Origin of the sequence: Shinella daejeonensis, from assembly GCF_024281235.1 — a bacterium.
GTDB classification, from domain to species: Bacteria; Pseudomonadota; Alphaproteobacteria; order Rhizobiales; family Rhizobiaceae; genus Shinella; species Shinella daejeonensis.
In genome coordinates, this window is record NZ_JAHWXY010000017.1 from 22,581 (window position 1) to 43,923 (window position 21,343).

Annotated in this window: 21 protein-coding genes; 14 read left to right on the forward strand and 7 right to left on the reverse strand. The window is 67.1% G+C overall.

Features of this window, described 5'->3' with window-relative positions:
• Nucleotides 1-18: 18 nt before the first annotated feature.
• From KYK29_RS21475 to lpxK, 6 genes are all read left to right on the forward strand, one after another.
• Nucleotides 19-1,365, forward strand: a complete 1,347-nt coding sequence (locus KYK29_RS21475; RefSeq protein WP_254692925.1) for a TldD/PmbA family protein — start codon at nt 19-21, stop codon at nt 1,363-1,365.
• Nucleotides 1,352-2,182: a 3'(2'),5'-bisphosphate nucleotidase CysQ gene (locus KYK29_RS21480; RefSeq protein ID WP_254692926.1), complete on the forward strand. Its 831-nt coding sequence runs from the start codon at nt 1,352-1,354 to the stop codon at nt 2,180-2,182. Before KYK29_RS21475 ends, KYK29_RS21480 begins: the two co-directional genes overlap by 14 nt.
• Before the next feature lie 60 nt (nt 2,183-2,242).
• Nucleotides 2,243-2,479, forward strand: coding sequence for a DUF4170 domain-containing protein (locus KYK29_RS21485; protein ID WP_254692927.1), 237 nt, complete (start codon nt 2,243-2,245; stop codon nt 2,477-2,479).
• A 161-nt stretch (nt 2,480-2,640) separates the two neighbouring features.
• Complete coding sequence (waaA, locus tag KYK29_RS21490) at nt 2,641-3,954, forward strand: lipid IV(A) 3-deoxy-D-manno-octulosonic acid transferase (RefSeq protein ID WP_254692928.1); 1,314 nt, start codon at nt 2,641-2,643, stop codon at nt 3,952-3,954.
• Between the two features lie 25 nt (nt 3,955-3,979).
• Nucleotides 3,980-4,699 (forward strand): HAD family hydrolase, encoded by a 720-nt coding sequence (locus tag KYK29_RS21495; protein WP_254692929.1) that lies wholly within the window; start codon nt 3,980-3,982, stop codon nt 4,697-4,699.
• Nucleotides 4,700-4,802: 103 nt separating this feature from the next.
• The gene (gene lpxK, locus KYK29_RS21500) at nt 4,803-5,843 is read left to right on the forward strand and encodes a tetraacyldisaccharide 4'-kinase (RefSeq protein WP_254692930.1); all 1,041 of its coding nucleotides are present in this window, start codon (nt 4,803-4,805) and stop codon (nt 5,841-5,843) included.
• Between the two features lie 40 nt (nt 5,844-5,883).
• On the opposite strand, the gene KYK29_RS21505 is transcribed toward lpxK, so the two are convergent.
• Nucleotides 5,884-6,117, reverse strand: coding sequence for a DUF2093 domain-containing protein (locus tag KYK29_RS21505; RefSeq protein ID WP_254692931.1), 234 nt, complete (start codon nt 6,115-6,117; stop codon nt 5,884-5,886).
• Nucleotides 6,118-6,207: 90 nt separating this feature from the next.
• On the reverse strand, nt 6,208-8,022 hold the full coding sequence (gene mutL, locus KYK29_RS21510) for a DNA mismatch repair endonuclease MutL (protein ID WP_254692932.1): 1,815 nt from the start codon (nt 8,020-8,022) through the stop codon (nt 6,208-6,210).
• Nucleotides 8,023-8,290: 268 nt separating this feature from the next.
• Here mutL and KYK29_RS21515 point away from each other — a divergent pair, with 268 nt between their 5' ends.
• The 3 genes from KYK29_RS21515 (at nt 8,291) to KYK29_RS21525 (ending at nt 11,982) form a co-directional block, all read left to right on the forward strand.
• Nucleotides 8,291-9,976, forward strand: coding sequence for a response regulator (locus KYK29_RS21515; protein WP_254692933.1), 1,686 nt, complete (start codon nt 8,291-8,293; stop codon nt 9,974-9,976).
• A 149-nt stretch (nt 9,977-10,125) separates the two neighbouring features.
• Nucleotides 10,126-11,484 carry a putative bifunctional diguanylate cyclase/phosphodiesterase gene (locus KYK29_RS21520; protein WP_254692934.1) on the forward strand — a complete coding sequence of 453 codons (1,359 nt, stop codon included), beginning with the start codon at nt 10,126-10,128 and terminating at the stop codon, nt 11,482-11,484.
• A gap of 177 nt (nt 11,485-11,661) precedes the next feature.
• Nucleotides 11,662-11,982: a PilZ domain-containing protein gene (locus KYK29_RS21525; RefSeq protein ID WP_254692935.1), complete on the forward strand. Its 321-nt coding sequence runs from the start codon at nt 11,662-11,664 to the stop codon at nt 11,980-11,982.
• Nucleotides 11,983-12,006: 24 nt separating this feature from the next.
• On the opposite strand, the gene KYK29_RS21530 is transcribed toward KYK29_RS21525, so the two are convergent.
• Nucleotides 12,007-12,933 carry a LysR substrate-binding domain-containing protein gene (locus KYK29_RS21530; protein WP_254692936.1) on the reverse strand — a complete coding sequence of 309 codons (927 nt, stop codon included), beginning with the start codon at nt 12,931-12,933 and terminating at the stop codon, nt 12,007-12,009.
• A gap of 89 nt (nt 12,934-13,022) precedes the next feature.
• Here KYK29_RS21530 and KYK29_RS21535 point away from each other — a divergent pair, with 89 nt between their 5' ends.
• Entirely contained in the window at nt 13,023-14,573 is a 1,551-nt protein-coding gene (locus KYK29_RS21535; RefSeq protein ID WP_254692937.1) for a trimethylamine methyltransferase family protein, read from the forward strand.
• Nucleotides 14,574-14,669: 96 nt separating this feature from the next.
• Here KYK29_RS21535 and KYK29_RS21540 read toward each other — a convergent pair whose 3' ends face one another.
• From KYK29_RS21540 to KYK29_RS21555, 4 genes are all read right to left on the reverse strand, one after another.
• Nucleotides 14,670-15,362: a PRC-barrel domain-containing protein gene (locus tag KYK29_RS21540; RefSeq protein WP_254692938.1), complete on the reverse strand. Its 693-nt coding sequence runs from the start codon at nt 15,360-15,362 to the stop codon at nt 14,670-14,672.
• 130 nt (nt 15,363-15,492) lie between these two features.
• Nucleotides 15,493-16,377: an SMP-30/gluconolactonase/LRE family protein gene (locus KYK29_RS21545; protein ID WP_254692939.1), complete on the reverse strand. Its 885-nt coding sequence runs from the start codon at nt 16,375-16,377 to the stop codon at nt 15,493-15,495.
• Entirely contained in the window at nt 16,374-17,012 is a 639-nt protein-coding gene (locus KYK29_RS21550; protein ID WP_254692940.1) for a 2-dehydro-3-deoxy-6-phosphogalactonate aldolase, read from the reverse strand. Before KYK29_RS21550 ends, KYK29_RS21545 begins: the two co-directional genes overlap by 4 nt.
• A 43-nt stretch (nt 17,013-17,055) precedes the next feature.
• Nucleotides 17,056-17,970 carry a 2-dehydro-3-deoxygalactonokinase gene (locus KYK29_RS21555; RefSeq protein WP_254692941.1) on the reverse strand — a complete coding sequence of 305 codons (915 nt, stop codon included), beginning with the start codon at nt 17,968-17,970 and terminating at the stop codon, nt 17,056-17,058.
• 185 nt (nt 17,971-18,155) lie between these two features.
• Between KYK29_RS21555 and KYK29_RS21560 the strand changes: the two genes are divergently transcribed.
• From KYK29_RS21560 to KYK29_RS21575, 4 genes are all read left to right on the forward strand, one after another.
• Nucleotides 18,156-18,947: an IclR family transcriptional regulator gene (locus KYK29_RS21560; protein ID WP_254692942.1), complete on the forward strand. Its 792-nt coding sequence runs from the start codon at nt 18,156-18,158 to the stop codon at nt 18,945-18,947.
• A 371-nt stretch (nt 18,948-19,318) separates the two neighbouring features.
• Nucleotides 19,319-20,056 (forward strand): helix-turn-helix transcriptional regulator, encoded by a 738-nt coding sequence (locus KYK29_RS21565; RefSeq protein ID WP_254692943.1) that lies wholly within the window; start codon nt 19,319-19,321, stop codon nt 20,054-20,056.
• 85 nt (nt 20,057-20,141) lie between these two features.
• A complete protein-coding gene (locus tag KYK29_RS22595) occupies nt 20,142-20,885 on the forward strand; it encodes a helix-turn-helix transcriptional regulator (RefSeq protein WP_254692944.1) in 744 nt (247 codons plus the stop codon).
• 151 nt (nt 20,886-21,036) lie between these two features.
• The coding region (locus tag KYK29_RS21575) for an iron-sulfur cluster assembly protein (protein ID WP_254692945.1) at nt 21,037-21,343 on the forward strand (307 nt) is incomplete at its 3' end.

A 21,343-nucleotide genomic window follows, 5' to 3' on the forward strand; every position in this document is an offset into this window, starting at 1 on the left:
GCAAAGAAAGGCCAAGTCATGTCCGATACGATCGATTCCGCAAGCCTGCTTGCGCGCGCCGAGGAACTCATCGCGCGCGCCGTTTCGGCAGGAGCCGACGCCGCCGACGCGGTGATCGTGCGCGGCCGCTCCCGCTCGGTGAGCGTGCGCCTCGGCAAGGTCGAAGGCACGGAGGCCTCCGAAAGCGACGATTTCTCGCTGCGCGTCTTCGTCGGCCGCCGCGTCGCCAGCGTTTCGGCCAGTCCGGGCTTCGACCTGAAGACACTCGCCGAACGGGCCGTCGCCATGGCGAAGGCCTCGCCGGAAGATCCCTTCGCGTCGCTTGCCGACGAGGCGAATCTTGCCCGCCAATGGCCGGATCTCGAACTTTTCGATCCGACCGAGGTTTCCTCGGAGGCGCTTGCCGAAGCGGCGCTGGCCGCCGAAGCCGCCGCGCTGGCCGTGGCGGGCGTCACGAATTCCGGCGGTGCCGGGGCGTCCGCCGGCATGGGCGGCCTGGTGCTCGCGACCTCGCACGGCTTTTCCGGCAGCTATATGGCCAGCCGTTTCGGCCGCTCCGTCAGCGTGATCGCAGGCGAGGGCACGAAGATGGAGCGTGACTACGACTTCGACAGCCAGCTCTATTTCGACCGGTTGCGCGATCCCGCGGCGATTGGCCGCGAGGCGGCGACGCGGACGGTGCGGCGGCTCGATCCGCGCCAGGTGCCGACCGCCCGCGACGTCACGGTCGTCTACGATCCGCGCATGGCGCGGGGCATCGCCGGCCATATCGCCGGGGCGATCAACGGCGCGGCCGTCGCCCGCAAGACCAGCTTCCTGCGCGATCGCATGGGCCGGCAGGTGCTGAAGGCCGGGCTGACGGTGACGGACGATCCGCTGGTGGTGCGCGGCGCTTCCTCGCGTCCCTTCGATGGCGAGGGTGTCTCCGGCCAAAAGCTTGCGATGATCGAGGACGGTATCCTGAAGCACTGGTTCCTCTCCACCTCGACGGCGCGGGAGCTTGGACTTTCGACGAACGGACGCGGCGTGCGCGGCGGCCCCGCCGTCAATCCCGCCTCGACGAACCTCGCGCTGGAGCCCGGCGAGGTTTCGCCGGAAGAGCTGATCCGTTCGGTTGGAACCGGCCTCTACGTCACGGAACTGATCGGTCAGGGCGTCAATATGGTGACGGGCGAATACAGTCGGGGTGCGGCGGGCTACTGGATCGAGAACGGCGAACTGACCTTTCCGGTCTCCGAGGTCACCATCGCCTCCAATCTGTCGGACATGTTCATGCGCATCACGCCGGCAAGCGATATCGACCGCAGCTTCGGCATCGCCGCGCCGACGCTCGCCATCGAGGGCATGACGCTTGCCGGCGCCTGATTTCCCGGCCCGGCCCGCCGCCCGCACAGACTGGAGCGCCGATCTCGATCTGCTGGCGGCGGCGGCCCGGCGCGCCGGCGCGCGCGCGCTGGAATTCTTCGGCAGGCAGCCGGAGGTCTGGTGGAAGAACGGCGGGCGTTCGCCGGTCAGCGCGGCGGACTTCGCGGCCAACGATATCCTGAAGGAAATGCTGCTTTCGGCGCGGCCGGACTACGGCTGGCTGTCGGAGGAAACCGACGATAACGCGGCGCGCCTTGCCCGCCCGACCGTCTTCGTCATCGATCCCATCGACGGCACCCGCGCCTTCATCGCGGGCAAGGATGTCTGGTGCGTCAGCGCCGCCGTCGTCCATGCCGGCCGGCCGGTGGCCGGCGTGCTTTTCGCCCCGGCCCTGGACGAGCTGTTCACGGCCGCCGCCGACGGACCGGCGCTTTGCAACGGCCGGCGGCTTGCCGTCACGCCGCCGGATGCCGCCCGCCCGACGCGGATGGCCGCGCCCGCCGACATGGCCGATCATCTCGATCGCCGGTCGTTCGGCGATGTCGAGCGCATCGCCCATGTCCCCTCGCTTGCCTATCGCCTCGCGATGGTGGCGGACGGACGCATCGATGCGACGCTGGTCAAGCGCGACGCCAACGACTGGGATCTGGCCGCCGCCGATCTCCTGCTCGCGCGGGCCGGTGGCGCGCTGGTGGACATCGACGGCACCGCCATCACCTACAACCGCGCGGTGGTGCGCCACGGCACGCTCTGCGCGGCGGGAGCGGGCCGCCTGCCGGGCCTGCTGACGGCCGCACGGCCATTTTCCGGGCATTGACGTTTGCTGCGGAATGCCCCAAACCCACGCAAAACCTGCTGAAGAAGAACGAGAGAAGACATGACGGAAAGCGGCGATACGAAACAACTCCTGCATCTGGTGTTCGGTGGTGAACTGACGACCTTGAAGGATGTGCAGTTCCGTGATCTCGACAATCTCGATATTGTCGGAATCTTCCCCGATTATGCCAGCGCGCTCACCGCCTGGAAGGCCAAGGCGCAACAGACCGTGGACAATGCCCATATGCGCTACTTCATCGTGCATATGCACCGTTTGCTCGATCCCGGCACGGACTGAGGCGGACAGCCTCGACGTTTCGCCGGTTCCCGGCCGGCAAGGATGCTCCGGGCGGAAATTCACCAGATCCGGAAGGCCGTGGCGCATTTCCGGAGGCTCCCAGCAAGCGGACCCCTCATGATCCTGCAACGCCAGACGGCCGTAACGAAGGCGATCCGCCCATGAGCGGCCGTCTTGCCCGCTTTGCGTTGTGGCTTTATCGCTGGGGGGGCGTTGCGCTCTATCCGGTCGTCGGCCCCTACCTGGCGCTGCGTGTCGCCAAGGGCAAGGAGGACCGCGCCCGCCGCCGCGAGCGCTACGGCGTCGCGAGTGCGGCGCGCCCGGCCGGTCCGCTGGTCTGGTTCCATGCCGCAAGCGTCGGAGAGACGAACGCGCTGGTGCCGCTGATCCGGGAAGTCCGCCGCCGGGGCATCGCCGTGCTGCTCACCACCGGCACGGTGACCTCGGCGAAGATCGTCGCGGAACGGCTCGGCGATACCGTCGTCCACCAATATGTGCCGCTCGACGTCAAGCCCGCCGTCAGCCGCTTCCTGGAGTACTGGCATCCCGACCTCGCCGTGGTCGCCGAATCCGAGATCTGGCCGATGACCATCCTGGAGCTGGGCGCGCGGCGCATTCCCCAGGTGCTGGTGAACGGCCGCATCTCCGACCGTTCCTTCGAACGCTGGAAGCGCCGGCCGGCCTTCGCCGACGCGCTGTTTGAGAATTTCGCGCTCGTCGTCGCCCAGTCGGAGGGCGATGCGGAACGCTTCAGGGCGCTCGGCGCCCTGCCGGTCCTCGTGTCCGGCAACCTCAAGGTCGACACCGATGCGCCGCCGGTCGACCGGGCGGTGCTGCGGACCTACCTCGACCAGATCGGCGAGCGGCGCACCTGGGCGGCTATTTCCACCTTCGAGGGCGAGGAGGAGGCGGTGGCCAATGTGCATCGGGCGCTGCGCCCGCGCACCGGCCTTCTCACCATTCTCGTGCCGCGCCATCCCGAACGCGCCGACGCCATCGAGGAGATGCTGAAGGCGAGAGGCCTCAAGGTCGCGCGCCGTACCCGCAACGATCCGCTGACGCCGGAAACCGATATCTTCCTCGGCGACACGATCGGCGAGATGGGGCTATATCTGCGCCTGACGGAACTTGCCTTCGTCGGCCGCTCGCTGGCGGGCGAGGGTGGCCAGAATCCTCTGGAGCCCGCGATGCTCGGCTGCGCCGTGCTGTCGGGGAGCAATGTGCAGAATTTTCGCGATACCTATCAGACGCTCGTCGCCGGCGGCGGTGCGCGGATCGTGCGCGACGTGGAAATGCTCGCCAAGGGCGTGCATTATCTGCTGATGAACGACGACCGGCGCAAACAGATGATCGAGGCGGGGCAGGAGAGCGTGCAGGAGATGCGCGGCGCGCTGCGCGCAACGGTCAAGGGGCTCGAGCCCTATATCAATCCGCTGACCGTGAAGGCGCGCCTGCACCCGCGCCAGCCCGGTTGACGCGTCTTCCCAACGAAAGATCGACATGACCAAGGCCGCCCAGATTTCCGGAATCCTGTTCGACAAGGACGGGACGCTGCTCGACTACGCCAGGAGCTGGGTGCCGGTGAATTACGAACTGGCGCGCATCGCCGCGCGTGGCGACGAGACGCTTGCCCGCACGCTGCTCGTCGCCGGCGGCATGGATCCCGATAGCGGCCACGTCGCGCCCGACAGTCTGCTGGCCGCCGGCAACACCGTCGAGATCGCCGAGGGCATGGTCGCCGCCGGCGCACCCTTCACGCGCGAAGGGCTGACGGAGCTGTTCGACGGTCTCTTCGCGACGTCGGCGGCCCTTGCCGTGGCGGTCACCGATCTTGCCGATTTCTTCAAGACGCTGCATGCCCGCGGCTACCGGCTGGGGGTCGCCTCCAGCGACAACGAGGCCTCCATCCGGGCGACCGCGGAGCGCTTCGGCTTTGCGGACTATCTGCATTACGTTGCCGGTTATGACAGCGGCTTCGGCACGAAGCCGGAGCCGGGCATGGTGCTGGGCTTCTGCGCCGCGACCGGGCTGGAGCCGCATCAGGTCGCGGTGGTCGGCGATAACAATCACGATCTGCACATGGGGCGTAGCGCGGGCGTCGGCCTCACCGTCGCCGTTCTCACCGGTACCGGATCGCGGGAATCGCTGGCCGCCGCCTCGGATTTCTGCCTCGATGACATCACCGGACTCGTCGCCCTGATGCCGGCGGCGGCCGGCTGAAAGGCTGGGCATCTGCGTTTCACCCGCACCCGGTTGATTTTCCGCAGGTTTTCGCGTTTCTTGCCGCAAGGCCCGTCGTCGCGGCGGCGCCGGGGGAAAATGCATGGTCAGCGAAGCGCCGCCCTTCTGGTGGACCAAGGCCGACTGGCGCGCCTATGCGCTATGGCCGGTGTCGAAACTCTATGGCCTGATCGCCGGACGGCGGATGCGTCGCGGCCGGCGCGCCGACGTGCCGGTGCCGGTGATCTGCGTCGGCAATTTTACGGTGGGCGGCGCGGGCAAGACGCCGACGGCGATCGCGATCGCCCGGGCGGCGAAGGTGCGGGGGCTGAAGCCCGGCTTCCTGTCACGCGGCTATGGCGGTTCCCTCGACGTCACCACGCGCGTCGACCCGGATCGCCACCACGCGCGCGCGGTGGGTGACGAGCCGCTGCTGCTGGCCCGCGAGGCGTTGACGGTCATCGCCCGCAGGCGTCTGAAGGGCGCGCGCAAGCTGGTGGAGGAGGGGGCGGACCTCATCATCATGGACGACGGTTTCCAGAGCGCGCAGATCGTCTTCGATTACGCGCTTCTGGTCATCGACACGCGGCGCGGCATCGGCAACGGCCATCTCGTTCCCGGCGGGCCTGTCCGCGCGCCGCTTGCCGAACAGATCCGCCTTGCCGATGCCCTGCTCGCCATCGGCGACGGCGATGCCGCCGACGGGGTCATCCGTCAGGCCGCCCGCGCCGGCAAGGCGATCCACGAGGCGATACTGGTGACGGTGGGGGCGGGCGACCTCGACGGCGAGGTCGTCATGGCCTGGTCGGGCATCGGCGACAACGAGAAGTTCTTCCGCACCGTGACCGAAACCGGCGCGCATCTCTATGTGACGCGCGGTTTCCCGGATCATCATTATCTCTCCGACGACGAGGTGGAGGAAATTCTCGACCACGCCGAGGCGCTCGGCTACCGGCTGGTGACGACCGCCAAGGACAGCGTGAGGCTCGCCGGCGGCCACGGCCGTTCGGCGGAACTGCGGGAAAGAAGTCGGGTGATCGCCGTGGAAATGCGCTTCGACGATCCGCGCGGCCCGGACGCCATCATCGACGCGGCCATTGCGGCGGCCCGCCGGCGCAAGCTGAAACGCCGCATCGCCGGTTGAAATTCGGAACGGAACGGAAAGAGCAGCGGGTTTCGGCGGTTCAGGGCGTGCGCGCCGGCAGCCTGCCGGCGCGTTTTTCGGCTTCGAGCGAAGCCTCGGCGCCGCTATAGGCCTCCTGACGCGCCACGCTCCAGTAGCGTAATTCGTCGATCGGCACGATCTCGCCGGTGATGGCGCAGACGACATGCGAGCCGGGCACCAGGATCTGGAAATCCCCGTCGAGATATCGGATCTTCGCCTCGCGGCTGCCACGTCCTTCCAAACGGTTCATCATCGCTCTCAGCCTCGGTCGTCGGTTTGCGGCGGGTCCGGCTGCCATATCGCGCCGGCCCGCAAATATCCAGCCTTTTCGCCGCATCGGTCTTCAGCTCCGGCCGAAGAGCCGTTCTATATCGGCAAGCTTCAGCTCGATATAGGTCGGCCTGCCGTGATTGCACTGGCCGGATCCGGGGGTCGCCTCCATCTGGCGCAGGAGGGCGTTCATCTCCTCCGGCCGCAGCCGCCGGCCCGAACGGACGGAACCGTGGCAGGCCATGGTGGCGGCCAGATAGTCGAGCCGGTTCTTCAGGCCGCTGGCCGTATCCCATTCCGCCAGTTCGTCGGCAAGCTGGCGGATCAGTCCGGCGGCGTCCATCTCGCCGAGCATGGCCGGCGTCTCGCGCACGGCGATCGCACCGGGACCGAAGCGCTCGATGCCGAGGCCAAGCCGTGAAAAATCCGCCGCATGGAGAACCAGCCGGTCGCAGTCCTCTTCCGGCAGGTCGACGATCTCCGGGATGAGCAGTGCCTGCGCGGGCACCGGCCGCGTGTCGAGCGCCGTGCGCATCGCTTCGAAGACGAGGCGTTCATGGGCGGCGTGCTGATCGACGATCACCAGCCCGTCGTCGGTCTGGGCGACGATATAATTCGCGTGGATCTGTGCGCGCGCCGCGCCGAGCGGATGGCGCGCGGGCTCGTCATGCCCGGATGGTGTGGCTGGATCGAAAGCGGGTTCGCTGCGCGCCGAAGGCTCGGCGAAGGCCGAAAAGCCGGCCTGCCTTTCCCCGAAGCCGGCTTCGTCCGCCCGCGGTTCGAGCGGGCGATAGGGCGAGGCGGCGGCTGTCCAGGGTGCGGCCGGACGGGATGCGGCGGTATGCGGCGCCTGCGGCCGGAAGGCGCGCATCATGCCGGCTGCTCCCGTGGTGGCGGCGCGGTCGCCCTCGCGCGCCAGCGCCTCGCGGATCGCCCCGACAATCAGGCCGCGCACCAGTCCGGGATCGCGGAAGCGCACGTCCGACTTGGCCGGATGCACGTTGACGTCGACCAGCGCCGGGTCGATGTCGATCCACAGCACCGCGACGGGATAGCGTCCCTGCGGGATCGTTTCGGCATAAGCGCCGCGCAGCGCCGACCAGACGAGCTTGTCCTGCACCGGGCGACCGTTGACGAAGGCGAACTGATGGAGACTGTTGCCGCGATTGTAGGTCGGCACCCCGGCAAAGCCGGTCAGCCGCACTTCCTCGCGCGCCGCGTCGATCTCGATGGCGTTGTCGCGAAAATCGCGGCCGAGGACCTGTGCGATGCGCGCGAGCCGGTCGCCGCCGGTCGACGGGAATTCGAGCGTCGAGCGGTCGGCGCCGGAAAGCACGAAGCGGACGGCCGGAAAGGCGAGCGCCATGCGCCGCACCACGTCGGAGATGGCGGCGGCCTCGGCTTTCTCGCTCTTCAGGAATTTGAGCCGGGCGGGCGTGGCGAAGAACAGATCGCGCACCTCGACGGCGGTGCCGCGATTGGCGGCGGCCGGACGCGCGGGTTCGATCCTGCCGCCGGTGACGGAAATCTCTGCGCCCTCGCTTGCGCCCGCCGGGCGGCTGAGCAGCGTCAGCTTCGCCACGGAGCCGATGGAAGGCAGCGCCTCGCCGCGAAAGCCCAGCGTGCGGATATCGAGAAGGTCGTCGGCCAGCTTGGAGGTGCAATGGCGGCGGACCGCCATTTCGAGGTCCTCCGGCGTCATGCCGGAGCCGTTGTCGGTCACCCGAAGCAGGGTCTTGCCGCCGCCGGCGGTGGCGATCTCCACACGGGTCGCGCCGGCGTCGATGGCGTTTTCGACAAGCTCCTTGACGGCGCTGGCCGGCCGCTCGATCACCTCGCCGGCGGCGATCTGGTTGATGAGGGTTTCGGAAAGATGCCTGATGGTCATGGCGGCATTGTCGTGGATTCGCCGCAACGACGCCAGTGGCCGCGGCCGGTTATCCCGCACTCCCGCCGCAGGCGGCCCGATCCTTAATCGGAGTTTAATAAAATGCTGCCAGCTTGGGACACGCTCGTATGAGCACGAGCTTGCCGGCTCCCGCCGGCGGACGTTTGCAGCGTCGCTGGTCGCTGCCATTGCCTTGCCGTCCAAGGATGTTTTCCGGCATCCATCAGCATGTCGCGCAGGTATCCTTTTCACAGGCGGGGGCGGACAGATGAATGATGGGGCGTCGCAGGACGCGAACATCCGGCTCGATATGCTCGAGGCGGTATGCGAGACCGTCGCCACCGCCGTGGTCGTCTACGACAGGAACGATACGCTGGTCTTCGCCAGCCGCCAGTTTGCACGCCTTTTTCCTGTTTCAGCCGACATTCTCGTGCCGGGAACGCGGCTTCGCGACGTCCTGGGCGCCCTGTTCGACGGCGGTGTGCACTACGGCATCGGCGCAGATAGGCTCGACCGGCCGATGAGCCGGGAAGAATGGATCTCCACGCGGATCTCGGCCCACTGGCGGGAGTATCACGAGGCGGACGACCGGATCGGCCGCGATCGCTGGGTTCATTTCCGCAAGCGCCGCCTGCCGAACGGCTACAGCCTTTCGACCTTCACCGATATCTCGGAACAAAGGAAGCAGGACGAGCAGTCGCGGATCGACCGGGAGCGGACGGTGCTCCTCGAAGAACTTCTGGAAACCCTTCCCGCTCCCCTGATGGTGAAGGATTGCAATCTCGTCCATATCGCCGCCAACCGCGCGTTCCGGGATCTCCACGGCATGGAGACGGTCGCCGTGCTCGGCCGGACCGCCTGGGATCTGACCGACGCCGGGACGGCGGCCCGGATCGAGCAGAGCGATCGCGCCGTGCTGGAAACGGGGCGTCCCTTCAGCGCCGCCGAACATATCGTGCGGGTCGACGGGTCCGATCTCTACGCGATGATCCGCAAATACCGCATCGGCACGCCGGATCATCCCGTGCTCGTCACCTGTCTGGAGGATGCATCCGGCCGCACGGCGGCGGATTTCGCCGAGGGACAGAACTGTTTCGATCCGGTCCGCGACGCCGGCCGCCGCCTCCTGCTCGAGCAGGTCGCCGCAGCGGTCTTGCAGGCGGCGGGCAAGCGGGTGCTCGTGGTGACGGCAAGCCCGCGCGTCGAGGAAATCCTGGTCGGGGCCTTCAGGGCGGAAGGCGCGGATTGCTGCGCGGTGCGCAGCGCGCGTGAATACCTTGCCTTTCTTGGTCTTGCGGCAGAATGGCGTGCTCCGGTCGACCTCGTGGTGCTGGATGGCGATCTGCCCGAGCGCGATCGTGTCGAGGAGAGCCACGGCATCCCGGTGCTGCGCGTCGCGCCCGATGGCGACGGCTCCGGTTTCCTGCGTGCCCTTGTCGCGGCGCAGGCCTGGCTGCCGGCGCAGGGCGAAAGCGCGCCCGACGCATCCTTTCCCGCGACGCCGGATGACGACTGGTACATCACCACCGACGATGCGACCGCGCTGTTTGCCGCAGCTGGCGACATCGAGGTGCTGGTGGCCGAGGACAACCAGATCAACCAGTTCGTCTTCTCGCAGATCCTCGAAGGGCTTGGAATTTCCCACCGCATCGCCGAAAACGGCGAGGAGGCGGTGATGCTGTGGCGCAAGCATCGGCCCCGCCTCGTGCTGATGGATATCGCCATGCCGGTGAAGAACGGCTTCGATGCTGCGCGTGAAATCCGTGAAGCGGAGCAGGCGCTCGGCATCCGCACGCCGATCGTCGCCGTCACCGCGCAGGCGCTGAACGTCGACAGGCAGAGCTGCCTTGCCGCCGGCATGGACGATTACATCGCCAAGCCCGTCAGTCCCGACATGATCGAGGCCGTCTACCGCCGCCATGTCGCAAGGATGGGGCAATATGCGGTCGCCTGACGCGATACCGACAAGCGACGGCGGGTCAACCCCCAGAATTCGGGGTGTGCGGGCGGGTTTTCCGGCAGGCGAGCGAGTGACTTTGTTAACGCTCATGCCCCATCCTGCAGCTATCCAGGGAGACACAGCGCAGATACGGAAAAACATCGATGAAATCGGCTAACCACGCCACGCAGGAAGTCTCCCATACCGATCTCCATGCCATGGCCTATACGGACCCGCTGACGGGCCTTGGCAATATGTATCGGCTGCGCGACCGTGTGCGCCAGATCGCCCATGAAAGGGCGGAAGACCCGGCTCCCTTCACCATCGGCATCGCCAATCTCGACGGCTTCAAGCCGATCAACGATCTTTTCGGCCCGCGCGCCGGCGACGAGATCCTGTGCCAGGTCGCCCACCGCCTCAAGGCCTGCGTTCCCGACGGGGCGACCGTCACACGCCATGGCGGTGACGAATTCGCCTTCGCCCTGCCGCTGGTCTTCGAACGCAAGGGGGCGGAGAAGCTCGGCCAGATGCTGCGCGAGGTGCTCTCCGCGCCCTTCGACCTCGGCGACCGGAACGTGCGGCTTTCCGCCTCCTTCGGCTTTGCGATCTATCCTTTCGCCGGCGAGGACTTCGCCGATCTTCTGGAAAGCGCCGATACGGCGCTTTATCGCTCCAAGCGGCGCGGACGCGGGCAGATCACGGTCTATTCCCAGGAAATCGCCGAGGAGATGAAGCGGGCGACCCATCTCGAACAGGCGCTGCGCAATGCGATCATCGCCCAGGAGGTGGATGTTCATTTCCAGCCCATCGTCGACCTGTGCGACGGCGCCGTGATCGGCTTCGAGGCGCTGGCGCGCTGGAGCGACGCCGACCTCGGCTATGTCTCGCCGGCCGTCTTCGTGCCGCTGGCCGAGGAGCGCGGCTTCATCGACACGCTCTCCGATACGCTCCTGCGGCGGGCGGCCGAGGCGGCGCTGTCCTGGCCGAAGGAACTGTTTCTCTCCTTCAATCTGTCGTCCGCCCAGCTGATGGATCCGAAGACCGCCTTCAACACGCTGGCGATCCTCAACCGGGTCGGTCTCGATCCGCGCCGGCTGGAGCTGGAGATCACCGAGACGGCGGTGATGACCGACGCCGACACGGCGCAGAAGGTCGTGGCGGAATTGCGCGCCTCGGGCGTGCGCGTCTCCCTCGACGATTTCGGCACCGGCCAGTCGAGCCTCGGGCGGCTGCGCGACTTCAGCTTCGACAAGGTGAAGATCGACCGCGCCTTCGTTTCGCAGATCACCGATGACCGCGCGTCCGAACATATCGTCAAGGCCGTCGTGGCCATGTGCGAGGGACTCGACCTTGCCGTCGTGGCCGAGGGGATCGAGGAATATTCCCAGTCGCTGAAGCTGAAGGCGCTGGGCTGCCATATGGGGCAAGGCTATTTCTACGGTCGCCCGGCCGATGCCGCCGCCACCCTGCGCTTCCTGGCGGAGCGATCGGCCGGCACGCACAAGCAGGCGATCGCCCGCTGACGCGCCGTCCGTCCCGGCTCCGGCGGGGAGCGGGCTTGCCAGTCGCTAGAATCCGAACCTTTTCCTTATCCGGCCATCAACCCGATGCCGCTAACCTGTGTCGTATCGGGACGGCCCGTTGGTTCATCGTCGGGCGGCAGCCGGAAAGGGGAAGGGGTCATGCAAAGGAGCGGCGTCATGCGCAGGGAGAGGGCGGCGAGCCGGTCGAAGGTTCGCCTTTACGGGACGGTCAGGGTCATGCGGCAGTCGAGCCCGATGCGGGTCGTCGATCTGTCGCAACAGGGCATGGCGCTCGATATCGAGCGGCCGTTGCAGGTGACGCCGGGCCAGACTGTCGAGGTGGTGACCGAGGAACTGGGGACGATCGAAGGCATCGTCTGCTGGTACGTCAATGGCCGCATGGGGCTGCGTTATCGCATGACCAGCCGCGCGGCCGCCCAGGTGGTCTCCTATTTCCGTTTCTTCCACAGGGCGGCGACGCCGGTGCTGCGGGGCTGAGGGCCGGGATCAGCGCGCCCGGGATCAAGGTGTCTGCGTTCCGCCGCGCCGGCCTTCCTCCAGCAGCCAGTCGCGCACCCGCCGGGCCTGGCTGTTGAGTTCGCGCGAGCGCGGCCAGACGACGTGGAAGGCCGATCCCGTCCGCAGGACGTGATTGCCGATGGCGACGAGCGCGCCGGAGCGCACCTGCTGCTCGATGAGATGCTGCCAGCCGAGCGCCACGCCGTCTCCCGCCAGCACCGCCTGAATGACCAGGACATAATCGTTGATCGCCAGACGGCGCGCCTGCGGCGGGTAGCGGATGCCGGCGCTTGCGAACCATTCGGGCCAGTCGCAGGCCCGCCGCAGCGGTTCTTCCAGATGGATCAGCGGCAGCCCGAGAAGGTCGGCCGGACCTTCCGGCAGCCCCCGGCTTTCGATGAAAGCGGCGCTGGCGACGGGGATGATGACTTCGGGAGCCAGAAGGGCGGCGTGGTCGCGCGGCCACATCGACGGGTCGCCGCCGCGCACCGCGAGCGGGATCGGCTCGTCGTCGAGATCGATGTCGCGCACGCTCGTCTGGATGCGCAGGTCGATATCGGGCAGATCGGCGCGCAGCCGGGCCAGCCGCGGCAGCATCCACATCGAGGCGAAGGCGGTGGAGGCGGCAAGCGTGACATTCGCCGCGCGCTCCTTGCTGCGGATGTCCTCGGCCGACTTCTGGATGCGCGACAGTCCGAGGGTGACATCGGCATGGAAACGTTCCCCCGCCTCCGTCAGCCGCACGGCCCGGTGAACGCGCTGGAAGAGCGGTGCGCCGAGCTGGCTTTCCAGATTGCGCACCGCATAGGAGACCGCCGCCTGCGTCATGCCGAGTTCTTCGGCGGCGCGGGTGAAGTTCTGATGCCGCCCGGCCGCTTCGAAAATGATGAGGCCGGAGGCGGACGGGAGCAGGCGGCGAAAGCTATCCATAAATGGAGCTTATCGCTTCACCAAGTTTTTTCCAGCGTTACAAAGGGTTTTTTCCCGCCTAGCCTCGCAGCGGGATTATGGAGGAAGCGATGGTCGAGGCTCTGGTGGCGGACGTGGGAACGAGGCGGGGGCGGGCGGCGCGGACCGGTCGCCGCGAGGAGGCGGCAAGGATGCCGGGCGCGCCCTATATCATCCGCAATATCCCGACCTATGACGTCCTGTCGGAGGAGAACCTGCAAAGGATCGAGAAGACGGCCGACCGCATCCTTGCGGAGATCGGCATCGAGTTTCGCGACGACCCGGCGGTCCTCGACCACTGGAAGCGCGCCGGCGCATCGGTGGAGGGCGTCCTCGTCCGCTTCGAGCCCGGCATGCTGCGCGAGATCGCCGCGACCGCGCCGGCGGAATTCACGCAATATGCCCGCAACCCGGCAAACAATGTGCAGATCGGCGGCAAGAACGTCGTCTTCGCGCCCGCCTACGGCTCGCCCTTCGTGATGGATACCGACAACGGCCGACGCTACGGCACGCTGGAGGATTTCCGGAATTTCATCAAGCTCGCCCAATCGAGCCCATGGCTGCATCATTCCGGCGGCACGATTTGCGAGCCGGTGGACGTTCCCGTCAACAAGCGCCATCTCGACATGGTCTACAGCCATATCCGCTATTCCGACCGTCCCTTCATGGGCTCGGTCACGGCGGAGGAACGGGCTGAGGACTCCATCGACATGGCCCGCATCCTGTTCGGTGCGGATTTCGTGGACAGGAACTGCGTCATCCTCGGCAATGTCAACGTCAACTCGCCGCTCGTCTGGGACGGCACGATGACGACGTCGCTGCGCGCCTATGCGCGGGCCAATCAGGCGGCGGTCATCGTGCCCTTCATCCTCGGCGGCGCGATGGGGCCGGTGACCAATGCCGGGGCCATCGCGCAGGCCTATGCCGAGACGCTTGCCGGCTGTGCGCTGACGCAGCTCGAAAGGAAGGGCGCGCCGGTCATCTTCGGCAATTTCCTGTCCTCCATGTCGCTGCGCTCCGGGTCGCCGACCTTCGGGACGCCGGAGCCCGCCATCGGCTCGATGGTCGTCGGCCAGCTTGCAAGACGGCTGAACCTGCCGCTGCGCTGCGCCGGCAATTTCACCAACTCCAAGCTTCCCGACGGACAGGCGATGCAGGAGGGGCTGATGTCGATGCTGTCGGCCATCCATTGCGGCGCGAACTTCATCCTGCATTCGGCGGGGTTCCTCGATGGGCTGCTGTCCATGTCCTACGAGAAATTCGTCATGGACGCCGATCTCTGCGGCGCGCTCCACACCTATCTCGCCGGCATTGCCGTCGATGACAATACGCTTGCCTTCGACGCCTTCGAGGAGGTCGGGCCGGGCAGCCATTTCCTCGGCTCCGCCCACACGATGCGCAATTACCAGACGGCCTTCTGGGATTCGACGCTGTCCGACAACGAGCCATTCGAAAAGTGGAGCGACGAAGGCGGCGCGACGGATATCGCCACCCGTGCCAATCGCCAATGGAAGAAGACGCTTGCCGAATACGAGCCGCCGCCGCTCGATGCGGCGATCGACGCGGCGCTGGTCGATTATGTCGAACGGCGGAAAGCCGCCATGGCCGACGCCTGGTACTGATCCGTCGGATGAAGGGGCGCTGGCCCCGGCAATGAAAAGCCCGGCGGGCAGGGATGCCGCCGGGTCTGGAGGTCAGTGCCGGTATCGCACCGGGATTTACGGCGCCGGCTGCGGCGCTGCGCCCATTCCCGGGTCGGCCGGGGCCGCCGCAGCGTTGCGTTCGGCGACCTGCTGCGCCCGGGTCTTGAATTCAGGCGCGGCCTTCAGGCTTTCCGAGGTCTCGGTGGTCGTCAGCGTGACATCGTCGGCATCCGGAGCCTGGGTGATGGAAATGGTGTCGAAGGGAACCGCGACCCATTTCTCGCCGATGCCCAGGAAGCCGCCGACACCCACGACCGCCGCCGCGATGCCGCCGTCCTTCTCGATGATCAGGTCGCTGATCTTGCCGATGTTTTCTTCGGCGCCATTATAGACCGTCTGGCCGATATAGGTATTGGCGCTGACCTGGCTTTCGGACTGGGCGGTGATGTATTTCTCACCCGCCGCAGCGCTGACGTCCGTATCGGTGGTCGCCGTGCCGGCCGTGGAATCCGGTGCCGCGGCATCCGGGGTCGTTGCATCCGGCGTCGTGCCGTCCGTGGCGTCGCCTGTCGTCGTGTCCGGCGCAGCGGCGTCCGGCGTGGTCGCCGTGTCGTCGGGGAGAGTGCCGGGTTCCGGCGTGGCCCCGGGTTGTTCCATGGTCTGGCCGGCGGCCGGATCGCCGCTGTCCTGCGCATAGGCAACCGGGGCGAGGGACGCGCCCAGAAGAAGTGCGCCAGCGGCAACCGAGGTGAAAAGTTTCGTAGTCATCGTAACCTGCCTTTCGTCTGCGTTGGCATCAAGGCGCGCCCGGATTGGGAGTGTCCTGCGCACTGTTGATGCACGATGAACGGCGGGACGGGTTTTTGGTTCCGATAAAAATAAACCGGCGTGTTGTTGATCAGGGCAGGAATTTCGGCTCGAAGCGTCCCTTGACCGGCAGGCCGAGTTCAAATGTCCGGCCGGCCTGCGGATCGTCCGCGCGCGCCGCCGCATCGAGCCCGTCCCAGGCGGAGGTGACGAGCAGCCGGTCCGCTTTCGCGCCGATGAAGGCCGGGCAGGTCGTCTGTGCCGCCGGGATGGAATGGCTTGCGATGCGCGTGCCGTCGGGCCGGTAGACGTCCACCGCGCCTGCGCCCCAGCGGGCGTTCCAGATGAGCCCGTCGGCGTCGCAGACGGAGCCGTCGATACCGCCCGGCTCGCCGGAGCGATCGCTCAGGCATTCCGGCTGGCCTTGCGGAAGCGCGGTTTTCGCATCGATGGCCACGCGCATCAGACGGTTGACGTCGGTGTCGGTGTAATAGGCGGTCGCGCCATCAGGCGAAAAACAGATGCTGTTGGGGATCGTGATGCCGGAGAAAAGCCGCGTCACCCGCTCACCGGCCACATGGTAGATGGCGCCGGAATGTTTTTGCGCGGAGCGTCCCATCGTGCTGGCCCAAAGCGCGCCGGACGGATGGACGCGCGCATCGTTGGAGCGGTTTTGCGGCTTGTCCTCCAGTTTTGCGAAGGGCGTCAGCCGCCCGTCCGCGACCGTGCGGATGAACAGGCCGGCATCGGCGAGGATCAACTGGCGCTGCCCGTCGATCACCGCCAGCGCGCTGCCGTGAACGGGTATGTCGTGCACCTGCTTGCGCATGGTGCCAAGCTGCAACTCATGCAGCTTGCGCTCGAGAATGTCGAACCAGAAGGCGGTGTCGGTCGCCGGGTCGTAGGTCGGCCCTTCGCCGAGCCGGCAGGCGGTGTCGCAGAGCGTGCGGCCGGCAAAGGCTACGGCTTTGGTCATCCATCGGCTCCATAGGCGGCGTCATAGGCCGCGATGGTAGCCCGGGCGCGTTCGCCCACGTCCGCAGCGCTCATGCCGGGTTTGTAGAGGCTGGAGCCGAGACCGAAGCTGCGAATGCCGATCTGCGCATAATCGGCGAAGTTCTTCTCCGAGACGCCGCCGACCGCAGCGATTTCGAGTTCCGCCGGCAGCACGGTGCGGATCGCCTGGATGCCGGCGGGGCCGAGGACGCTGGCGGGGAAGAACTTCAGCCCGGTCGCCCCGGCGCGGGCGGCGGCCAGCGCCTCCGTCGGCGTGAAGACGCCGGGCATCGTCACCATCCCCTTTTCGGCCGCGCGGGCGATGACCGCCGGTTCGACATTCGGGCTGACCATCAGCCGGCCGCCGACGTCGGCGAGCCGGTCGACATCCTCGACCGTCAGAACGGTGCCGCCGCCGATCAGGCAGGAGGCGGGGGCCATGCGCACCGCCATGCCGATGGAGCGGAACGGATCGGGAGAGTTCAGCGGGATCTCGATGGCCGTGAAGCCGGTCTCGATCAGGGTTCCGACCACGGCTTCCGTCTCTTCCGGCCGGAGGCCGCGCAGGATGGCGATCAGGGGATAGGTCATGGGGGGAAAGGGAGTGCGGTTCATTGTTTCGGCTTTCTCGAAAGGAGCGGGGGAGGGCCTTGCGTGTTCAGAGAGACCAGAGGGCTTTCGCCGCATAGGCGAGGCCGGTGCGAACGGCGTCGTCGGCGTCGATGCGGAAGGGGGTGAGGTTGGCGGCGGCAAGCGCCGTCTCGTAAAGTGCGCCGAGCCCGCCGGAGGCCACGAGGGCGACCGGCGTGCCGCTCTCGGCAAGCGACAGGGCGCCGGCGATCTCCAGGCCGATCAGCGTGCCGGAAAGCCTCGCCCGGGCGTCGGCGGGGGCAAGGCCGGCAAGAAGCCCGGCGGCGCGCACGCAAAACAGCCGGTTCGTCGCAAGGCCCGGCGCTGCAAGGGTCGATTCGACCGCGTCGCGGAAGGCGGGACTGTCGCCATCGACCGGGCCGGAGCCGTCGACGGAATGCGAAAGGATCGTGTGCCGGGCGATGGCGTCGAACAATTCGCCCGTCATGAAGGTGGAAAAACCTTCGACCCGGCCGCCGGCAAGCCGCACCCATTTGCTATGGGTGCCCGGCATGCAGACGAGCCGGTCTCCGGCACCAAGCGCATCGGCGGCGCCGAGCAGTTGCGTCTCCTCGCCGCGCATCACGTCGGCGGCGGGAGCGCGCTGGGCAAGGCCCGGCAGGACGCGGATATCCGCGTCCACGTCCGGAATGCGCACGGCGGCGGCGGGTATGGCGGAAAGGGCGGTGGGCGTATCGAGATAGCCCGCCTCGATCCAGCCCTGTTTCGCCCCGGCCATGCCGCAGATCAGCACCGGCAGGTCCCGCGGCGCGCCGACGGCGGCAAGGTGACTGTCGAGCACCGTCTGGAAGCCGGTCCGCGCAGCGGTCGTCATGCCCTCGCCGCTGCGGCGCGTGGCGATCGGTTCTCCGGTCTCGTCGATGAGCCACAGGCGGAAACTGGTGGTTCCCCAGTCGATGGCGACATAGGCGGGTTCGGTCATCGGAACATGCCTCCATCGGCGATCGGTGTTTGTGCGGTGACGGCGGCGTCCGACGCCGGGCAAGGACAGGGGCGGGTCATGATTCTCGCTGCTGACAATGATTGTTCCATTATTTGGAACCTAGTTTGATTATTCGGAATTATTTCGCTACTCTCGCGAACTGTCAAGAGAAAGGGCGGGAAAGCATGGAGACGGAACGCGACACGGACGAGGGCGGCACCGGAACGCTCGGCAAGGCGATGGCCGTGCTGGAAACGGTGACGCTTGCCGAGCGGCCGATGCGTTTCACCGACGTGCTTGCCGTAACGCGACAGCCGCGCGGTACGCTTCATCGCCAGCTTTCCCATCTGGTGCGCGAAGGGTTGCTGGATCTGACGCCCGATCATGTCTATGTGCCGGGCCTGCGCTTGCTGAAGCTTGCCGCCGCGAGCTGGGCGCGCAACGATTTCCGCGTCGTCGCCGCGCCGCATCTGGAGAGGCTGCACGGCCACACCGGCGAGACCGTCCATCTCGGCGTGTTGCGCGGCCGCGAGATCATCTATCTCGACAAGGTCGAAAGCCGGCAGGCGGTGCGGATGAATTCCCAGATCGGCAACGCGTCCCCCGCCTATTGCACGGGCATCGGCAAGGCGGCGCTTTCGGCGCTGCCCCCCGCTGCGCTCGACGCCGCGCTGCGCGGGCCGGAACGACGCCGCTACACGCCGAACACCATCACCGCCCTGCCTGCGCTTCTCGCCGAGTTCGAGACCGTCCGCACCGAAGGCGTCGCCTTCGATCGCGAGGAGCACGAGCCGGGTATCCGCTGTGTGGCGGCGCCGATCCGGGATGTCGAAGGCACCTTCTTCGCCGGCATATCCGTGACCGGCCCGGCCTATCGCGTCAGCCAGGAGCAACTCGCGCTCTGGGCCCCGCAAGTGGTCGAGGCGGCGCGCGCCATCATGGCGGAACTGCCGGCGCGGCTGGGGCCGCAACGATAGGACGAACTGCCGGCGCGGCCGGGGCCGCAACGATAGGACGAACGATGGTGCGGCCGGGGCCGCAACGATAGGGCGAGCCGTGGCGCGCGGACCTACCGCATGCGGCTGTTTTGCCCGCCTGTTTTACGGTAAACTGGAAAAACCCGCTGGACGCGGTCGGGCGTGCGCCTTTAGCTTCCGCTGAAGCATTCGTCGGGAATGCGTCGCCCCTCGTCCTTTCAGGGAGCGGCATGGAGGATCAGGGCAGCTCTTGCGAGGCTGGCCCATTCGGCGTGGCGGTGGAGGCGGCGTCGGGGCGCGGCAGGTCCGTGGAAGCTCCATCGATGCAGGGAAAGACCGGCGAAACAGGGAAGGCGCGGGAGGGGGCGGACATGACGGAGCGACTTGACACGGCGCCTGCATGCCTGGAGGGCTCGGAGCAGCGCGCGCCTTCGGCCCTCGATACGCCGGCTCTCATCGCCGAGAGCCTTTCGGCCCTCGTCGAGGATTACGGCCTTTCCGGTTACGTGCTCATCACGGTTCCCGGCGAGACCTCGACGGATTTTTCCTCCAGCGTCCTCCTGACCTCCTGGCCGGAAGAGATGCTGAAGTCCTACGATCATGCCGGCCTCGTCTTCGGCAGCCCGGTCATCGAGCGGCTTCGCAACAGCACTATCCCCTTTCTCTATGACAGCGAAGCGACCAACCGCCGCCGCGCCGACGGCAAGGCGGAAATCGCGGCCTGCCTTTTTGAGAAATACGGTCTTCCGCGGGGCGCCTATTTCCCAGCCCACAATTCGGCGGGGCTTCGCGGCGCGCTCGCCTTCGGCGGCCGTCGCGCGGCATTGACGGCCCGGGAAATGATCGAGCTGAATGCCGTGGCCAATCACGTCTTCACCCGCATGGTGGCCCTCACGGCCGATCGGTCGGCGCGCGCCGATCTGTCGCGCCGCGAGATCGAATGCCTCTCCTGGGCGTCGGCGGGCAAGACCAGCCTGGAAATGTCCGAAATCCTCGGTCTTTCCGAATATACGGTCAATCATTACCTGAACCGGGCGACGCGCAAGCTCGATGCCGTCAACCGGCCCCAGGCCGTCGCCAAGGCCGTCCGTGCCGGGCTGCTGAACTGATGGAGAATCAAGCGTGCGTCCCTCCGATCCCCGTTCCGCTTCCCGCCCGCCCGGCAAGCCGGGAACCGACAAAAGGCGTCGTGTCGTGACGGCGGCGCGGACCGGAGACGATATCCCGGACGATTTCGAGGAAGGCGTCGAGATCGCCGCCCTTGAAACCCAGTTCGATATCGTGCGCTACATGCGCCGCAAATGCGAGGAATACGGCCTGCGCTATTTCCTTGCCTTCACCCTGCCGGGCTTCGAGGCCGAGAAGCTGTCGGCCTATTCGATCGTCAGCAACTGGCCGCAGGAAGTGCTCGCCCGCTACGATGCGCTGCGGATGATCCGCTATAGCGCGGGCATTCGCAAGCTGCGGGTCACCACGGTCCCCTTTTCCTACGATCTCCAGGAGTGGCTGGGAGAATCGAACGACGCGCCCGAATCCGGCGACCTGCGGGCGCTGATGGATACGCACGGCATGCGCGTCGGGCACTTCTTTCCGGTCCATGATGCGCTCGGCAACCGTGGCGCGATCCTCTGGTCGGGCGAAAACGCCGCGCTGCCGCGCGACGACCGGTTGATGTTGCAGATGATTTCGGTTCACCTTTTCAATCGTCTCGCCGAAATCGGCGCGGCCTGGAAATCGGGACAGGTGACGCTGACCGAACGCGAGGTGCAATGTCTGAGCTGGACGGCCGCCGGCAAGACCAGCCTGGAGATCGCCGAAATCCTCGGGCTTTCCGAACATACCGTCAATCACTACCTCAACCAGGTCACCCGGAAGCTGGAGGCGGTGAACCGCACCCAGGCCGTGGTCAAGGCGATCCGCCGCGGCCTGATCGCCTGAGGTCCGGAAACGACACGGTTTTCCTCGTCCGCCGGCTGCCTGCGGCAAATCGCATCCGGCTTTCAGGGGCTAAATTGTTTGGCGAATGCGGCTGGGTACATTATCTACGCCTCAGGCGCGGACCAATGCCGCGGCAAGTCTCGGGGGTATCATGACGGATGTCAGCAAGGAACAGATTCTCGATCGTCTGAGGACGGTGCGCGGCCCGGACATGGAGGACAATATCGTCGACCTCGGTCTGGTGTCGGACGTTTTCATCGCCGACGGCAAGGCTTATTTCTCCATCACCGTGCCGGCGGAGCGGGCACGCGAGCTGGATCCCCTGCGCGCCGCCGCCGAGCGGGTGGTCCGTGAAATCCCGGGCATCACCGCGGCAATGGTGGCGCTGACGGCCGACAAGCGGGCGGCCACCGGTCCGGCGGCAGCGCGCGCGCCGTCCCCGCCGCCGTCCGGCCGCG

Excerpts from the sequence above, each read along its gene's own strand:
- KYK29_RS21550 (WP_254692940.1), bottom strand. The coding sequence starts at position 17,012 with ATGAACCGCACTCCCTTTCCCCCCATGACCTATCCCCTGATCGCCATC.
- KYK29_RS21565 (WP_254692943.1), top strand. The coding sequence starts at position 19,319 with ATGACGGAGCGACTTGACACGGCGCCTGCATGCCTGGAGGGCTCGGAG.
- KYK29_RS21475 (WP_254692925.1), top strand. The coding sequence starts at position 19 with ATGTCCGATACGATCGATTCCGCAAGCCTGCTTGCGCGCGCCGAGGAA.
- mutL (WP_254692932.1), bottom strand. The coding sequence starts at position 8,022 with ATGACCATCAGGCATCTTTCCGAAACCCTCATCAACCAGATCGCCGCC.
- KYK29_RS21555 (WP_254692941.1), bottom strand. The coding sequence starts at position 17,970 with ATGACCGAACCCGCCTATGTCGCCATCGACTGGGGAACCACCAGTTTC.
- KYK29_RS21495 (WP_254692929.1), top strand. The coding sequence starts at position 3,980 with ATGACCAAGGCCGCCCAGATTTCCGGAATCCTGTTCGACAAGGACGGG.
- lpxK (WP_254692930.1), top strand. The coding sequence starts at position 4,803 with ATGGTCAGCGAAGCGCCGCCCTTCTGGTGGACCAAGGCCGACTGGCGC.
- KYK29_RS21540 (WP_254692938.1), bottom strand. The coding sequence starts at position 15,362 with ATGACTACGAAACTTTTCACCTCGGTTGCCGCTGGCGCACTTCTTCTG.
- KYK29_RS21485 (WP_254692927.1), top strand. The coding sequence starts at position 2,243 with ATGACGGAAAGCGGCGATACGAAACAACTCCTGCATCTGGTGTTCGGT.
- KYK29_RS21520 (WP_254692934.1), top strand. The coding sequence starts at position 10,126 with ATGAAATCGGCTAACCACGCCACGCAGGAAGTCTCCCATACCGATCTC.
- KYK29_RS21515 (WP_254692933.1), top strand. The coding sequence starts at position 8,291 with ATGAATGATGGGGCGTCGCAGGACGCGAACATCCGGCTCGATATGCTC.
- KYK29_RS21525 (WP_254692935.1), top strand. The coding sequence starts at position 11,662 with ATGCGCAGGGAGAGGGCGGCGAGCCGGTCGAAGGTTCGCCTTTACGGG.
- waaA (WP_254692928.1), top strand. The coding sequence starts at position 2,641 with ATGAGCGGCCGTCTTGCCCGCTTTGCGTTGTGGCTTTATCGCTGGGGG.
- KYK29_RS21505 (WP_254692931.1), bottom strand. The coding sequence starts at position 6,117 with ATGATGAACCGTTTGGAAGGACGTGGCAGCCGCGAGGCGAAGATCCGA.
- KYK29_RS21545 (WP_254692939.1), bottom strand. The coding sequence starts at position 16,377 with ATGACCAAAGCCGTAGCCTTTGCCGGCCGCACGCTCTGCGACACCGCC.
- KYK29_RS21535 (WP_254692937.1), top strand. The coding sequence starts at position 13,023 with ATGGTCGAGGCTCTGGTGGCGGACGTGGGAACGAGGCGGGGGCGGGCG.
- KYK29_RS21560 (WP_254692942.1), top strand. The coding sequence starts at position 18,156 with ATGGAGACGGAACGCGACACGGACGAGGGCGGCACCGGAACGCTCGGC.
- KYK29_RS21530 (WP_254692936.1), bottom strand. The coding sequence starts at position 12,933 with ATGGATAGCTTTCGCCGCCTGCTCCCGTCCGCCTCCGGCCTCATCATT.